This window comes from Amycolatopsis sp. NPDC023774, assembly GCF_040639695.1.
Taxonomy (GTDB): Bacteria; Actinomycetota; Actinomycetes; order Mycobacteriales; family Pseudonocardiaceae; genus Amycolatopsis.
This window is the reverse complement of the sequence record NZ_JBFAAJ010000003.1, coordinates 1-14,578: the sequence shown is the minus strand read 5'-3', so window position 1 is coordinate 14,578 and position 14,578 is coordinate 1. Positions and strand designations below refer to the sequence as shown.

The 14,578-nt window shown below is 70.8% G+C and carries 14 protein-coding genes; 8 read left to right on the top strand and 6 right to left on the bottom strand.

The features are described from left to right. Positions 1–24: 24 nt before the first annotated feature. Genes AB0F91_RS09580 through AB0F91_RS09570 form a run of 3 tightly spaced genes read right to left on the bottom strand, consistent with a single transcriptional unit; the run spans position 25 to position 2,232 of the window. Entirely contained in the window at positions 25–639 is a 615-nt protein-coding gene (locus AB0F91_RS09580; RefSeq protein WP_360596326.1) for a class I SAM-dependent methyltransferase, read from the bottom strand. Continuing rightward, positions 636–1,196 carry a helix-turn-helix domain-containing protein gene (locus AB0F91_RS09575; RefSeq protein ID WP_360596325.1) on the bottom strand — a complete coding sequence of 187 codons (561 nt, stop codon included), beginning with the start codon at positions 1,194–1,196 and terminating at the stop codon, positions 636–638. Before AB0F91_RS09575 ends, AB0F91_RS09580 begins: the two co-directional genes overlap by 4 nt. Positions 1,197–1,236: 40 nt before the next feature. Beyond that, positions 1,237–2,232 carry a LacI family DNA-binding transcriptional regulator gene (locus AB0F91_RS09570; protein ID WP_360596324.1) on the bottom strand — a complete coding sequence of 332 codons (996 nt, stop codon included), beginning with the start codon at positions 2,230–2,232 and terminating at the stop codon, positions 1,237–1,239. 169 nt (positions 2,233–2,401) lie between these two features. Here AB0F91_RS09570 and AB0F91_RS09565 point away from each other — a divergent pair, with 169 nt between their 5' ends. From AB0F91_RS09565 to AB0F91_RS09555, 3 genes are read left to right on the top strand one after another with little or no spacing between them, the layout of a single operon-like run. Then, positions 2,402–2,971, top strand: a complete 570-nt coding sequence (locus AB0F91_RS09565; protein ID WP_360596323.1) for an NAD(P)H-dependent oxidoreductase — start codon at positions 2,402–2,404, stop codon at positions 2,969–2,971. Positions 2,972–3,007: 36 nt separating this feature from the next. Further along, on the top strand, positions 3,008–3,994 hold the full coding sequence (locus AB0F91_RS09560; protein ID WP_360596322.1) for an ATP-binding cassette domain-containing protein: 987 nt from the start codon (positions 3,008–3,010) through the stop codon (positions 3,992–3,994). Then, entirely contained in the window at positions 3,991–4,836 is an 846-nt protein-coding gene (locus AB0F91_RS09555) for an ABC transporter permease (protein WP_360596320.1), read from the top strand. Before AB0F91_RS09560 ends, AB0F91_RS09555 begins: the two co-directional genes overlap by 4 nt. Before the next feature lie 266 nt (positions 4,837–5,102). Here the strand turns inward: AB0F91_RS09555 and AB0F91_RS09550 are convergent, their stop codons facing one another. Beyond that, positions 5,103–8,165 (bottom strand): AAA family ATPase, encoded by a 3,063-nt coding sequence (locus AB0F91_RS09550; RefSeq protein ID WP_360596319.1) that lies wholly within the window; start codon positions 8,163–8,165, stop codon positions 5,103–5,105. A gap of 452 nt (positions 8,166–8,617) precedes the next feature. Here AB0F91_RS09550 and AB0F91_RS09545 point away from each other — a divergent pair, with 452 nt between their 5' ends. From AB0F91_RS09545 to AB0F91_RS09535, 3 genes are all read left to right on the top strand, one after another. Then, the gene (locus AB0F91_RS09545; RefSeq protein WP_360596318.1) at positions 8,618–8,815 is read left to right on the top strand and encodes a hypothetical protein; all 198 of its coding nucleotides are present in this window, start codon (positions 8,618–8,620) and stop codon (positions 8,813–8,815) included. Further along, a complete protein-coding gene (locus AB0F91_RS09540) occupies positions 8,815–9,774 on the top strand; it encodes a GH25 family lysozyme (RefSeq protein WP_360596316.1) in 960 nt (319 codons plus the stop codon). The genes AB0F91_RS09545 and AB0F91_RS09540 overlap by 1 nt, the downstream gene beginning before the upstream one ends. 300 nt (positions 9,775–10,074) lie before the next feature. Continuing rightward, a complete protein-coding gene (locus AB0F91_RS09535) occupies positions 10,075–11,349 on the top strand; it encodes a cytochrome P450 (RefSeq protein ID WP_360596315.1) in 1,275 nt (424 codons plus the stop codon). A gap of 163 nt (positions 11,350–11,512) precedes the next feature. Here the strand turns inward: AB0F91_RS09535 and AB0F91_RS09530 are convergent, their stop codons facing one another. Further along, complete coding sequence (locus AB0F91_RS09530; protein WP_360596313.1) at positions 11,513–12,142, bottom strand: alpha-ketoglutarate-dependent dioxygenase AlkB; 630 nt, start codon at positions 12,140–12,142, stop codon at positions 11,513–11,515. 109 nt (positions 12,143–12,251) lie between these two features. On the opposite strand from AB0F91_RS09530, the gene AB0F91_RS09525 reads away from it, so the two are divergent. After that, the gene (locus tag AB0F91_RS09525) at positions 12,252–13,298 is read left to right on the top strand and encodes an alcohol dehydrogenase catalytic domain-containing protein (RefSeq protein WP_360596312.1); all 1,047 of its coding nucleotides are present in this window, start codon (positions 12,252–12,254) and stop codon (positions 13,296–13,298) included. On the opposite strand, the gene AB0F91_RS09520 is transcribed toward AB0F91_RS09525, so the two are convergent. After that, positions 13,282–13,878 (bottom strand): helix-turn-helix domain-containing protein, encoded by a 597-nt coding sequence (locus AB0F91_RS09520; RefSeq protein WP_360596310.1) that lies wholly within the window; start codon positions 13,876–13,878, stop codon positions 13,282–13,284. The two genes, AB0F91_RS09525 and AB0F91_RS09520, sit on opposite strands and share 17 nt — an antisense overlap. A gap of 232 nt (positions 13,879–14,110) precedes the next feature. Between AB0F91_RS09520 and AB0F91_RS09515 the strand changes: the two genes are divergently transcribed. Further along, entirely contained in the window at positions 14,111–14,464 is a 354-nt protein-coding gene (locus AB0F91_RS09515; RefSeq protein ID WP_360596308.1) for a hypothetical protein, read from the top strand. Positions 14,465–14,578 lie beyond the last annotated feature (114 nt).

Below are 14,578 nucleotides of genomic sequence, written 5' to 3'. Positions count from 1 at the left end.
GCGGTGCCGTTTCGGTGCCGCCCCTCAGGCGTTTTCGGGTTTGCGCAGCCGCAGGGCGGTGACGAAAGGCAGCCCAGCCAAGCGGAAGACCGTGGCTTGGGCCGCGAAGTCGAGGCCGGCGTTGCGGGCCAGTGCGACGACTTCCGCGATGTTCTCCGTGCGGTTGCGGCGGGGCAGGAGGCGACAGGCGATGCGGAGCCAGCCGCGGGTGAGGTGTTCGGCCACGACCGCGGTGCCGCCGGGAGCAAGGACGCGGTGGATTTCCGCGAGGCCCCGGGCCGGGTCGGTCCAGTGGTGGAACGACATCGTGGACAGGACCAGGTCGAATTGCCCGCCGGGGTAGGGGAGGGATTCCACGGAGCCGACGGAAAGCGTTGCCGGGAACGACTTCTCGCGCGCCCGAACGAGCATGCGGACCGCGGGGTCCACACCGGACAGAACAGCATCCGGGAAACGGGCGTGGACCAGAGCGAGGAGTTCGCCGGTGCCGGCGCCCACGTCCAGGATCGTGCGCGGGGGCGAACCAGCGGTGGCGAACTCCAGCGTCGCGCGGTGGACGGCGCCGAAGAAGCGCTGCAGGGCCGGGTTGTCGTAGGTGTCGGCGCGGGCGTCGAAGCGGCCGACGTCGTGGTAGGTCATCGCGCGCCGATCGCGGCGATGAGGGCGGTGGAGGCGACGTCGATGGCGGTGGCGACCGTCTCCTCGGAAGCGGGGCGGCCCGCGTCGAGCCAGGTGAGGATCGTTTCCACCGAGAGGGTGGTCAGCAGGGTCGCGGCCCAAGCGCGGCGTGCAGGATCGGGGATTTCCGCCGGCAGCGCCGATTCGGCCACCAGGGAGCTGCGCGAGCGGAAGTCGGCCGCCCACGATGCGAACTCCGGTTCGCGCGAGACGTGGCGGAACAGCAGCCGGAAGCCGTCCGGATCGGCGGCCGCGGCGGCGACCGCCGCGCGCACCGGGTCGGTGCGGCCCGACGTGGCCACCCGCAGGCGGTCGCGGACGTCGTCGAGGACGGCGCGGTACAGGTCGGGCTTGCCGGCGAAGTGGCGGTAGATGATCGTCGCCGTCACGCCGGACTCGCGGGCGACCAGTTCGATCGTGGCGGCCGCGTAGCCCTCGCGGGCGAAGGCCGTCCGCGCCGCGGCGAGGATCTGCGCGCGCCGTTCGGCGCGGGGCAGGAGCTTGCGGCCGGTGTCCACGAAAGTGTTTATAGCGCTCTGTACAGATCCGTGTAAACAGTTACCGGCGAACGCGCGTCGACTCCCGCACCACCAGCTCCGGTGTGAAGACCTCTTGCCGGCGGGGCGGCGGGTTCTCCTCCGTCTCCGCGAGCAGCTGCTCGGCGGCCGTGCGCCCGAGCCGGAACGCGGGCTGGCGCACGGACGTGAGCGGAACGGCCGCCGCGCCCGCGAACTCGATGTCGTCGTAGCCGACAATGGCCATCTCGTCCGGCACGCGCACACCGGCCCCGACCATCGCCTGCAGCACGCCGAGCGCGAGCAGGTCGTTGGCGCAGAACACGGCCGTCGGCCGGGGGCTCATGCCGAGCAGGCGCGCGCCCGCGTCGCGGCCCGACGCGACGTCGAGCCCGACCGCTTCCACCCCCGACAGGTGAGCGCCCGAGCCGGTGAGCACGGAACGCACACCGGCGTCGCGGTCGCGGCACTGCGTGAGGATCGTGGGACCGTTCACGAACCCGATGTGGCCGTGCCCGGTCTCCAGCAGGTGCCGCGCGGCCAGCGCGCCGCCCGCGACGTCGTCGACCGACACGGAGCTCGCCTCGTCCGCGGGCACCTTGCGGTCCACGAACACGTAGGGGATCCCGCTGCGCCGGAAGGCCTGCATCGCGTCGCCGCCGGTGTCGACCGGGCTCAGTAGCACGCCGCGCACGCGCTGCTCGGCGAGCATCGCGAGGTACGACGCCTCGGTCTCCACCCGCTGCCCGCTGTTGCACGTGATGATGTTGATCCCCTGCGAGTGCGCGGCTTCCTCGGCCCCGCGCGCGACGTCGACGAAAAACGGGTTCCCGAGGTCGAGCACGAGCAGCGCCATGATCCGCGAACGCCCCGCGCGCAGCTGGCGCGCGGACTCGTCGCGCACGTACCCCAGCTCCTGGATGACCGACAGCACCCGGTTGCGCGTGGCCGTGGCGACGACGTGGGGCCGATTGACCACATTGGACACTGTGCCGATCGAAACGCCCGCGCGCTTCGCGACGTCCTTGATGCCGACCACGGCCCTCCCCTCACCCTTGGAACGGCCAGCCTAACACGGTGGTGAAACGTTTCAACAAGTGCTGTCACGACCGGGGGAGCGTGCTGACGGGCAAGCCGTTCTTCGCCCGACCCTCGCCTGCCAGATCCGATCTGGCGGGCGGCTCGCGAGCATCTGGCGCCCTCAAGGTGTGCAGGAGAAGCTGCGGGTGGCCGTGGTCGTCGCCAGCACCCGGGAGGGCCGGGTGGGCGGCGGCGTCGGCCGGTGGTTCGTCGAGCGGGCCGGTGCGCGCACCGGGCTGGACCTCGACGTGGTCGACCTCGCCGACTTCGCGATCCCGGCGTGCTACCCCGCGCGGCCGACCCCGGCGATGGCCGGGTTCGCGCGGCGGATCGCGGCGGCGGAGGCGTACGTGGTTGTCACGCCGGAGTACAACCGCAGCTTCCCCGCGTCGCTCAAGCAAGCCATCGACTGCGCGTACGACGAGTGGCGGGCGAAACCGGTCGGGTTCGTCTCCTACGGCTACCGCGCCGCCGGCCGGTACGCGGTGGAGCAGCTCCGTGGGGTGTTCACCGAGCTGCACACGGCGACCTTGCGCGACGCGGTGTGCCTCGACCTGCTCGAGGCTCGCGTCAGAGACGGCGGGTTCCGCCCCGATCCGGAGCACTACGTGCACGCCGTGACGACGTTGCTCGACGAGCTCATCTGGTGGGGGCTCGCCCTGCGCGACGGGCGGCGCGCGCGGCCCTACTGCGCGTGAACCGACTGTGGGTGGACAAAACGGGGAAGGATGGACATGAGCAGAGCCACCGCCGAGCCGGCCATCGAGACCGCCGGGCTCGTGAAGGTGTTCGGGGAAACCCGGGCGGTCGACGGCATCGATCTCGTGGTGCCCGCTGGCACCGTCTACGGCGTCCTCGGCCCCAACGGTGCGGGCAAGACCACCGCCGTGCGCATGCTGGCGACGCTGACCAGGCCCGACGGCGGTGCGGCGCGCGTGTTCGGCAAGGACGTGGTGCGCGAAGCCGACGCCGTGCGCAGCCGCGTGAGCCTCACCGGGCAGTACGCGTCGGTCGACGAGGATCTCACCGGCACCGAGAACCTGGTGATGCTCGCTCGGCTGCTCGGGCACCGCAAACCCGCGGCCCGGTCTCGCGCGGCGCAGCTGCTGGAGGCGTTCGGACTGACCGACGCGGCGGCGCGGCAGGTGAAGAACTACTCCGGCGGGATGCGGCGGCGGCTGGACATCGCGGCCAGCATCCTCAACACGCCGGACCTGCTGTTCCTCGACGAGCCGACGACGGGGCTGGATCCCCGCAGCCGCAACCAGGTGTGGGACATCGTGCGGGCGATCGTCGCGCAGGGGACCACCGTGCTGCTGACCACGCAGTACCTCGACGAGGCCGACCAGCTGGCGTCGCGGATCGCCGTGATCGACCACGGGAAGGTGATCGCGGAGGGGACCAAGGGGGAGCTGAAGGCTTCCGTCGGGGTCGGGGCTGTGCATTTGAGGTTGCGGGATTCCGATCAGCGCGAGGCTGCGGCGAAGGTGCTGGGGCGCACGCTCGACGCGGCTGTGCAGCTGGAGCCGGATCCGGTGGCGCTCACGGCGCGGCTGTCGGCCGATGCGCATCTCGGTGCGGCGGACCGCGCGTCGCAGGCTTTGGCGGAGCTGGCGCGGGCCGGGATCACCGTCGACACGTTTTCTCTGGGCCAGCCGAGCCTCGACGAGGTGTTCCTGGCTCTGACCGATCGTCCGGCAAACCAGGAGGTGGCGGTGTGACAACCGTACGCGAGGCTGACGCCGAGCTGGCGGCGCCGAAGGTCGAGGACTTGGCCGCGCTGCTGGTGGCCGTGGAACGGCCACCGCGGCCCAGTGCGTTGTCCACGTCCATCACGTTCGGACGGCGGGCCGTGCTGAAGATCAAGCATGTGCCGGAGCAGTTGTTCGACGTCACGGCGTTTCCGATCATGATGACGTTGATGTTCACGTATTTGTTCGGCGGGGCGTTGGCTGGGTCGCCTTCGCAGTATTTGCAGTTCTTCTTGCCGGGGATCTTGGCGTCGAGTGTTGTGATGATCACCATGTACACGGGGTTGGCCGTCAATACGGATATCGAGAAGGGTGTGTTCGATCGGTTCCGGACGTTGCCGATCTGGCGGCCGTCGGCGATGGTGGGGTATTTGCTCGGGGATGCGTTGCGGTATGTGATCGCGTCTGTGGTGATCATGGTGGTGGGGTTGATCCTGGGGTTCCGGCCGCCTGGTGGGTTCGGGGGTGTGGTGGCTGGGGTCGTGCTGCTGCTGGTGTTCTCGTTCGGGCTGTCGTGGGTGTGGACGATGTTCGGGCTGCTGCTGAGATCGGAGAAGTCGGTGATGGGGGTGAGCATGATGGTGATCATGCCGCTGACTTTTCTGTCGAATGTCTATGTGGATCCGTCGACGATGCCCGGGTGGTTGCAGGTGTTCGTCGAGCTGAATCCGATTACGCAGTTGGTGAGTGGAGTGCGGTCGATGATGGCCGGGGCTTGGGACTTCGGGGCGATCATGTGGACGTTGATCGCGGCCGGGGCGCTGACGTTGGTGTTCGGCACGTGGACTATGCGGTTGTACAACCGGAAGTGAGTGCTCGGCGCGCGGAGCGCACCATTGCACTCGAGAGGCGTCGTGGGGCCACCCCGATTTTCGGGTTTCACTACGGTCTGCACCGGTTGAAAAGGCGGGAAAGAGTACCTGACCACCGGTCCAGACCGTGTGGGCGAAAAGAATCGGGGGCCGGCCGGGGGGAAGGGTGAGGGAGGGGCTGGGCGAGCTTCAGTTACCACTGTGGCGTTCGGTGCGGTCGACGCAACCAATGCCGCATTGGGGTGGTGTGGCTGGGGTGGCGGCGGTTACAGGCGCCAAGGGGTGGGGGTGGGCGGGTGGTATGAGCAGCTCGAACCGGTGGTGATGGTGGCGTGGAGGTGCTCGGCCAGGGCGGGGTGCAGGTCGGCCAGTTTGCGGATGGCGTCGCGGATGCGGGCGGTCACGGCCTTGCGGGCGCGTTCGGATTCGTCGCCCAGGCGGCGGGTGCGGCCGGCGAGGCCGGAGGAGGTGCGGAGTTCCGTGAGGAGTGCGGCGCGTTCGGTGTCGAGGGTGGCGGCGCGGGTGTCGTCGCCGAGAGTGGTGGCGTGGTCGATGGCGGCGTCGAGGTCGGTGAGGCGGCGGCGGTAGGCGGCTTTGGCCGTGTCGTCGAGGACGGGGGTGCCGGTGAAGGTGGGGGCGACGTCGGCCTCGGGGGCGAGGAGGCGGACGGTGGGGACGTCGGTGCCGGGGCGGCCGAGGAGGAAGTGGAGGTCGCGCAGGCCTTTGGAGTCGGGGATGCGGATCTCGTGGCCGGCGTAGCGGAGGCACCAGACGGCGTCGGTGCGGCGGAACTCGTTGAGGGGTAACGGTTCCGCGCGGGCCGAGCGCACGCGGGCGGGGATGTGGTGCATGCCCAGGGACGTGGCTTCGGCGGTGACCGTGTCGGAGAGTTCTGCCGCACGCGTGGTGTCGCCGAGGTTTTGCAGGGCGGTGGCGAGGTGGCTGCGGGCTTCGATCGACCACGGGCGTGCGCGGAGGCGGTCGGCGGAGCGGGCGGCGGACGTGAAGCGGTCGGCGGCGAGGTCGTGGTCGCGCAGGGTCGCGGCCAAGAGGCCGGTCCAGAGGTCGACGGGGCCGCTCAGATCACAGCCGTACAAGGAAACCAGCCACTCACCGGAGTACGGTGTGAGCTCGGCCAGGAGGCGTTCGGCGGCCGGACGGTCAGCCAGGACCGCGGCGGCCTGGGCCTGGCAGCGTAGCCACAACGGGGTGAACTCGCGGGAGTACGGCGCTTCCGCGGCGGCCTCGGCGAGCAGTTCGCGCGTGGCGGCCGCGTCGCCGGCGTGGGCGGCGGCGAGGGCGCGCAGGAGACCGGGGTGGGAGTGCCCCGCGTCGCTCATGCGGGCGGGCAGCTCGGCCAGCTCGGCGAAGCGGCCTTGCAGCAGCAGGGTGCTCCAGAGCAGCTGGTCGCCCATGTAGCCGAACTCGCGTTCGCTCAGGCCGAGGTGTGCGTCCAACGCCTGCTGCAGAGCGGCGTCCGAGTCGGCGAAGCGGCCGTGGAGGGCGCAGATCACGCTGCGGTCGATTTTCGCGGCCAGCTCGGCGCCGCGCAGGCCGCTGTTTTCCGTCAGGGCCTGGAATGAGCGGAACTGGTCGAGGTAGCGCGGGTCGCCCTGTTCGAGGAGTGCGACCCATTTCAGCGACGACGCGAAGTATTCGTTTTCGCGATCGCCCGTGCGGCGGGCGACGGCCGCGAGCTCATCCGTCAGCCGCTCGCGTTCGGCGCCGCTGCCGGGGCCCCAGATGGCGTCGTGGCGAGCCCACAGGGAGAACGCGAGCGCGTGGTCGTCCTCGTCGTCGCGGGCGAGCATGGCGGCGCGGGCCGTGAGCTCCAGCGTGACGCGGTCGAGCGACAGCTGTTCGGCCGGCGTGCCCGCGCACAGGCGGCGGTGGGCTTCGAGCAGGAGGCCGGACACGAGCTCGTGGCGCGCGCCGCCCGGGTCGGCGCGGGCGAGGGTGAGGCCGGCACGCGCGAGCAGCTCCGCGTCGTCGAGTTCGCGCACGCTCGCGACTGCGCCTTCGAAGTGCGCCCAGGCCTCGTCCTTGTCGTCGACGCGCCACAGCAGTGTGCCGAGCTCGAGCTCCACGACCGCGCGCGTCCGGACCGTCGGCGCCCGCTCCAGCGCGCGCCGCAGGTGGCCGATGGATTCCTCGATGGCCAGGCGCGCACTCGCGTCCCGGGCCGCCGCCCGGAGCAGCTCGACGGTGCGGGCCGGCTCGACGAGGGCACCCGCCAGGTAGGCGTGCCGGGCGCGTTCGGCGGGGCCGACCAGGCCGGAGTCGGCGACGGTCGCGTGCCGGCGGGCCGCGCCTTCGGCACCGAGACCGGCGTAGCGCGATTCGCGGACCAGGTCGTGGGCGAACGCGAAGCGCCCTTCGCCGAGCGCGACCACGAGCCGCGCCGCGACGGCCTGGCCGAGTAGGTGGTCGACCTGCGGCACCGGCGCACCGGCGACCGCCGCCAGCAAGTGCAGCGGGAACTCGCGGCCGAGCACGGCGGCGTCGCTCAGCAGGTCGGCCACCTGGGCCGGCAGCAGCGAAAGCCGCCGCTGCAACGCGTCGGCCACGCCCGGGGCGACGGCCGAGACAGGGCTGCCGCTGCGCCAGAGCCGCGCGGTCTGCTCGACGAAAAACGGGTTGCCGCCGGTGCGCCGGTGCACGTCGGCGGCCAGCTCGGAGCCGGGGTTCGTGCCCGCGGTGCGGCCCATCAGCTCGGCGACCTGCGCGGGGTCGAGGCCGGTGAGCGTGACCGTGGTGGCCTTCGCGACGAGCGGCAGCACGAGCTGGTGCAGGGGGTGGCCGGGTGCGTCGACCTCGACGTCCCGGTACGTGCCGATCAGCAGCAGCCGCTCGAACCACGTGTGGCGCGCCGCGAAGTCGAGCAGCCGCAGCGACGCGGGATCGGCCCAGTGCAGGTCGTCGAGCACCACGACCACGGGCTGGTCGTGCGAGAGCGTGATGAGCGCGCTCGTGACGGCGTCGTGCAGCCGGAACGCGTCACCGGGCTCGGGTGATTCGCCGAGCAGCGCCGACAGCGTCGCGGAATCCGCGGCGGCCCACTCGTGCGGCTCCGCGGCCCGGCGCAGCGCGCGCACGACCTGCACCCACGGCCAGTAACCGGGTGCGCTGCCCGACTCCCAGCACGTGCCGGCCAGCACGAGCGCCCCGCGTTCGCGGGCCTCGTCGGCCAGCCCCGTGACGAGCGTGGTCTTGCCGATGCCGGCCTCTCCCGTCACCAGCACCAGGCCGCCGTGGCTCGCGGTCGCGCGCGCCAGCTCCGCGCGCAACACCGAGGCGGGGTGCTCCCGTCCGATGAGCGCCGCACTCATGTCCGTTTCCTCCGGGTTCGTCAGCCGAGCCTCTCACGGCCCGCCGTCGTTCGTCGCGCCCATTCCGGGTGGGCTTCCGCGCCGGCACGTTTCTGCGGGCAGGAGAGCTCCTCGTCTCGGTCGACCCCATTCCGGACGACGACACCGACAATCCGGTCGCGCCCGCGTCGGCGGGACGGCCGAGCCTGCTCAGGGCGACCGGTGGTGCCGAACGGGTGCCCCGCACGGCGATACTCTGACGATTTCGTGGTGAACCCGCTGCGCGACAGGCGAAAGCGGACCAGTTCGCTCGCTGTCGTGATGCGGCGCGAGGTTCCCCGTCTCCAACGTTCGGGCGAGGGAAATACCCGTGCTGGCGGTGTCGTCAGCGTGGCGCGGGTGGCAGGTTACAAGGCAGCTCCAACTCGCGAAACGGACAAATTGTCCCGAGCTGAGCAACTGGGGGAGCAGTCGTGCCGACGAACACGACCACCGTCACCGACGAGGTCGCCGCGCTCCGGGCGGAAACGCGGACGCCGCGGCAGGCCCGGCGTGGGCAAGACCTGTGCGGCACGACGCACCGGTGGTGGAACCACCGCGTGGCCGACCCCGTTCGCGAGCTCGGCGACACCGACCCGGCGCCCACCTACGTCACGGAAGGCGGTTCCTGATGGCGCTCGGCATCGACATCTACCGCAGGTTCCAGACCGTCACCAGCTGGCCCGCTGTGAAGCGGGCCGGCGTCACGTTCGTCTACGTCAAGCTCTCCGACGGTGGCGGCACCCCCGCCGGCGGCCGCGGCGACAACGAGGTGAACGGCGCCAGGTCCGTCGGGATCCCGGTCGGCGGGTACCACTTCGTCCAGGCCAGTCCCGGCGCCGCGGCGCAGGCCGACGTCTTCCTCGGCGAGGTGATCCGGCTCGGCGCCACTGGCTGCGTCCCGATGCTGGATCTGGAGGACAACCCGACCGGGTCGGGGGTGCCGAACATCCCGGACAGCCAGAAAGCCGCGTTCGGCAGGGCGTTCTGCCAGCGGATCGAAGCTCGCGGGTTCCGGCCCGGCGTGTACATGAACAACGCGCTCGCGACGCTGCTGCGCCCGGATCGCTGGGGCATCCCCGGTCTGGTGATCTGGATCGCCCGCTACGGCGCGCGGCCCGACGCCGCCGCCGGCCGCTACGACATCCACCAGTACAGCTCGTCCGGGACCATCCCGGGCATCTCGGCGGCCGGCGTCGATCTCGACGAGAGCTACACGACGGCGCACTTCGGCGCACTCAGCACCCCGGGAGAAGAGGAGGACGGAGACATGAGCAGTGACCGCGGAGAGGCGACCGAGCCCGGTCAGTGGGGCAAGCTCCACATTCCGGTGAACGGCGGCCGGTACCTGCGGCTGGCGTCGAGCTACGACCAGCCGATCATCCTCGACGGCATCTCGCTCGTGGGGGACACCCCCGGCGTGACGGGCCGGGACGTGGTCACCGTGCAGGCCGGCGGAAAGGTCGACGCGGACCGGCCGGGGCCGTGGGATCTCGCCGGGGCCAGCGGGGCCTACGCGAACAAGTCACACGTGGTCGTCCGCTACCAGTGCGCCGGTGCGGTGAAGGGCTGGGTGAACAACCGCGCCTGACTTCCTTTTGGTGCGGGGCCGGTTGTCCCGGCCCCGCACGTTCACCCGGAAGGCCTGCCGTGGCCGGAACGCGCGTGAAGGCTCCGGCGAGTTGAGCACGCCGAGGCTTTGCGCAGTCCGAAAGAGACCTCGGTGTCCACTGTGGATGAGCCGGCGTGATCGGTTCTCTCCGGGCTTGTGCCGGTGCGGCCCTCCCCGCTGGTCACGGCCGGGTCACGGCGCAGGTCATGATCTCGAACCGCAGGTGACAGCTGTCTCCGCCCGGATCACCCGAACGGCGGATGGGGTAGTGTCGCTGCCATGGGGAGTCTCCGCTCGCGTATCCTCGCCTGGGCCGGTCGCCGCTACCTCGCCCGGCAGCAGAAAAAGGGTTTCGACCTCGAGAAGATGGCATTTCTGCCCGACTCCGCGCTGGAACCGCTGCGGCGCGTGGGGCTCGACCCCGTGCCGTCGCTGGGGCAGCGCCGGGAAGCGGCGCCCATCAGCAAGCTCGACCTGCCGTTCGGCATGAACGCGTGGCTCGTGACCGGCTATGAGGAGTCCAAGGCCGTCCTCGGCAAGGTCTCGGAGTTCAGCAACGACTTCACGAACCTCGTCGGCAACGCGGGCGTGACCGAGGACCAGAACCCGGGCGGGCTGGGCTTCGCCGACCCGCCGGTGCACTCGCGGCTGCGCAAGCTGCTGACGCCTGAGTTCACCATGCGCCGGCTCAACCGCCTCACGCCTCGGATCGACGAGATCGTGAACGAGCAGCTCGACGCGATGGCCGCCGCCGAGGGGCCCGTGGACCTGTGGGAGGCGTTCGCCCTCCCGATCCCGTCGCTCACGATCTGCGAGCTGCTCGGGGTGTCCTATGAGGACCGCGCCGACTTCCAGCGCCTGAGCACCGCGCGCTTCGATCTGTTCGGCGGCGCGGGCGCGTCGCTGGGCGCGATCTCTGAGTCGCTGACCTACCTGCTCGACATCGTCAAGAAGCAGCGAGACCAACCGGGCGACGGCCTGCTCGGCATGCTCATCAAGGAACACGGCGACGAGATCGACGACCTCGAGCTCGCGGGCCTCGCCGACGGTGTGCTCACCGGCGGCCTCGAAACCACCGCCAGCATGCTCGCCCTCGGCGCCCTGGTGCTGCTCCGCGACCCGGCCGCGTTCGACGCGGTCCGCGGCGACGACGACTCCGTGCACCGCTTCGTGGAGGAGCTGCTGCGCTACCTCACCGTGGTGCAGATGGCGTTCCCGCGCTTCGCCAAGGAAGACATGGACATTGCCGGCGTCCACATCGGCGAGGGCGACATCGTGCTGGTCTCGCTGTCCGTCGCCAACCGCGACGCCAAGCTGGGCACCGACATGGAACGCTTCGACCCGAAGCGCGACCCGTCCTCGCACCTGGCCTTCGGCTACGGCATCCACCGCTGCATCGGCGCGGAGCTCGCGCGCATGGAGCTGCGCACGGCCTACCCGGCCCTGGTGAAGCGGTTCCCGGACCTGCGGCTGGCCGTCGAGCCGGATGAACTGGCGTTCCGCAAGGTCTCGATCGTCTACGGCCTCGACTCACTGCCGGTGCTGGTCCACTGACACCGGCTCACGCCGGATCTCCGCGGTGGATCTTCTCCGGCTTCCCGAAAGCGGAGCGGTGCCGCACCGATACGAGGCGGTGTGTTTCGGCGAAGAACCGCTCCGGACGAGGCTTTTCCGCCGCTCCGGCTGATCGTGGCTTTTCCCTGCGCCCGGGGACTGCTCAACGCACCCCGCTCGGCCGGAACTGGATGCTGATCCGCGGCCCCACCCCCTTGCCCGTCTTCGGGATCGCGTGTTCCCACGTGCGCTGGCAGGAGCCGCCCATGACGATGAGGTCGCCGTGGCCCAGGGGGTAACGGCGGGACTCCCCGCCGCCGCGGGGGCGGAGGGCGAGGTGGCGAGCGGTGCCTACTGAGAGGATCGCGACCATCGTGTCTTCGGAGCTGCCGCGGCCGATCGTGTCGCCGTGCCAGGCGACGCTGTCGCGGCCGTCGCGGTAATAACACAGGCCAGAGGTGCGGAAGGGCTCGCCGAGTTCGGCCGCGTAGTGCGCGGACAGCGCGTCGCGGGCCGAGGTGAGCAGGGGGTGCGGCAGTGTCTCGCCTTCGCGGTAGAAGCAGAGCAGCCGAGGCACGGCGACGACGCGGTCGTACATCTGCCGCTGCTCGGCGTGCCACGGAACGTCGGCGACCAGGCGCGTGAAAACCTCGTCGGACCCCGACAGCCAGCCCGGCAGCACGTCGACCCACGCGCCGCGGCCCAGGTCCGTGCGCCGGATCCGGTTGAGGGACCCCAAAGCAGCGCCTTCGAGGCCGGACCCGAAGAGCGATCCCTGAAGTGCGTGACTCATACCCCCACCGTACACGAGCGTCGAACACCTGTTCGGTGTCTGAATTTGAGACCGGCGGCTCCGCGGACTCGACGTAGCGTCGAGGGTCGGTCCCGACCCGGAGGTGGCGATGAAGGCACTGGTGTACCACGGACCAGGAAACAAGGCGTGGGAAGACGTTCCCGACGCGACGATCCAGGAGGTGACCGACGTCGTGGTGAAGGTGGACACCACCACGATCTGCGGCACCGACCTCCACATCCTCCACGGAGACGTCGCCGCGGTCACCGACGGCCGCATCCTCGGCCACGAAGCCGTCGGAACGGTCACGGCGGTCGGCGACGCCGTCGGGAGCTTCAAAGTCGGCGACCGGGTGCTCGTACCGGCCGTCACGCGCTGCGGCCGCTGCGACTACTGCCAGCGGGGCATGCCCTCGCACTGCCGCACGGTCGGCGGCGTCGGCTGGATCTTCGGGCACCTCATCGACGGCACCCAGGCCGAGTACGTCCGCGTACCCTTCGCGGACACCTCGCTCTACCACGTTCCCGCCGAGGTCACCGACGAGCAGGCCATCTTCCTCGCCGACTCCCTGCCCACCGGCTACGAGGTCGGCGTGCTCGCGGGCGAGGTGCGCCCGGGTGACACGGTCGCCGTCGTCGGCTCCGGCGCGGTCGGGCTCGCGGCAATCCTGACCACGGGCCTGTGGGGGGCGTCCAAGGTGATCGCCATCGACGCCAACAAGTTCCGCCTCGAAAAGGCCCTCGAGTTCGGCGCGACGGACACGGTCACCGCCGGGCCCGACACCGTCGCGGAGGTCCTTGCGCACACCGACGGGCTCGGCGTCGACGTCGCCATCGAAGCCGTCGGCTACCCCGAGACCCTGCAGACGGCTGCCGCGCTCGTGCGGCCCGGCGGGCACGTCGCGAACATCGGCGTGCACGGCGTGGGTGTGGAACTTCCCATGCAGGACCTGTGGATCCGCAACATCACGCTCACCATGGGACTCGTCGACACCGTGTCCATTCCGACGCTGCTGAAGATGGTCGCGAGCGGCCGCATCCCCGCGGAGAAGATGGGCACACACACGTTCACCTTCGACCAGCTCGACCAGGCCTACGACGTGTTCGGCAACGCCGCCGACCACCAGGCGCTCAAGGTGATCATCCAGCCGGCGTAGGCGGGTCGGCCGGCTTCGGGTGCGCGGTGACCATCAGCCGGTGCGTCCGCGCACCCGGAGCCGATTCCTCGTGGTACCGCGAGACGAGCCCGGCCACGAGCGTGGTCAGCTCGTCGGTGAACGCTGCCCGCTCGTGCGCAGAGCGGAACGCGATTTCCGTGTCCAGTGCGAGAGTCGGCAGCGGTTTGCCGGCCCGCGCCGCCCGGCGCACGAGCCCGGCGACTTCACGCACGGTCCGGCCGGCGACGGCCAGCAGGTAAGCCGAGGAGAGCCGGTCGGGCTCCATCGCCGACGTGCCGGCGTCGCCGAGCGCGGCGGGCGAGACCTGGTACGACGCGGCCGTGGCGGCGAAGAGGCGCTCGGTCAGCCCGCCCCACTGGCGCTCGCCCGCCGGCTCGACGAGGCCGTGCGACTCCAGTGCCCGCAGGTGGTAGTTCACCTTCTGGCGCGTGAGCCCGACGCGCGAGGCGAGCGAGGCCGCCGACGCGGGTTCGGCCAGGGCAGCGAGCAGCCGTGCGCGGACCGGGTCCAGCGCGGCCGCCGCCGCGGCCGGGTCCTCGATCACCTCGACGTCCCGCATGGGCCGAGCCAAGCATTGACAAACAAACCTGTCAAGAGTCGTGAATCTCTGTTTTCGTCCGTGCTCGAACAGTGATCACCCAGTTTCGACGCAGTGGTCTGAACCTTTCTCGCGACCGCTGCCCTGAGTTGTACGGAGGTTGGCAAGTGCCAGGAAGACTACGCCTCGCGGGGGTCGTGTGCGGGCTCGCGGGGGTGGCTCCGAGGGCGAGTGCACAGGTCGGCACCGGTCCGTGGAAGTCGTGGTCACCAGCATGAGCGGCACGCGCATCAGCGTGAAGCAGACGTTCCGCGACGGGTCGAACGCCGGCTCGTACTTCCTGCTGGCGGTGGAAAAGGGCGGCCGGATGTACGCGGTGGAGGGCGGTCACACGCTCGCCAGTGGTGCCACCGTGAGCACGTCCGTGCGGGTCAACACCATCAACCAGGTGGGCAGCACGCAGAAGGTGTACCTCAACGGTTCGCTCAAGCAGACCATCGACAGCCCGAGCGGTAGTTATTACGACAAGTTCGGTTCTTATCGCACCAGCAGTGGTGCGGGACTGATCACGGTGCAGTGGAGCGGTGTGAAGTTCTGGACGAAGTGAGTTCGGCGCGGGGGGGGGGGGCCGCGCGGGGGGGGGGGGCGCCCCCCCCCCCCCGCGGGGAGGGGGCCCCGCAGCGCCGCGCGGAGCAGGACAGCGCCGGGGCGGCGCGCCGCC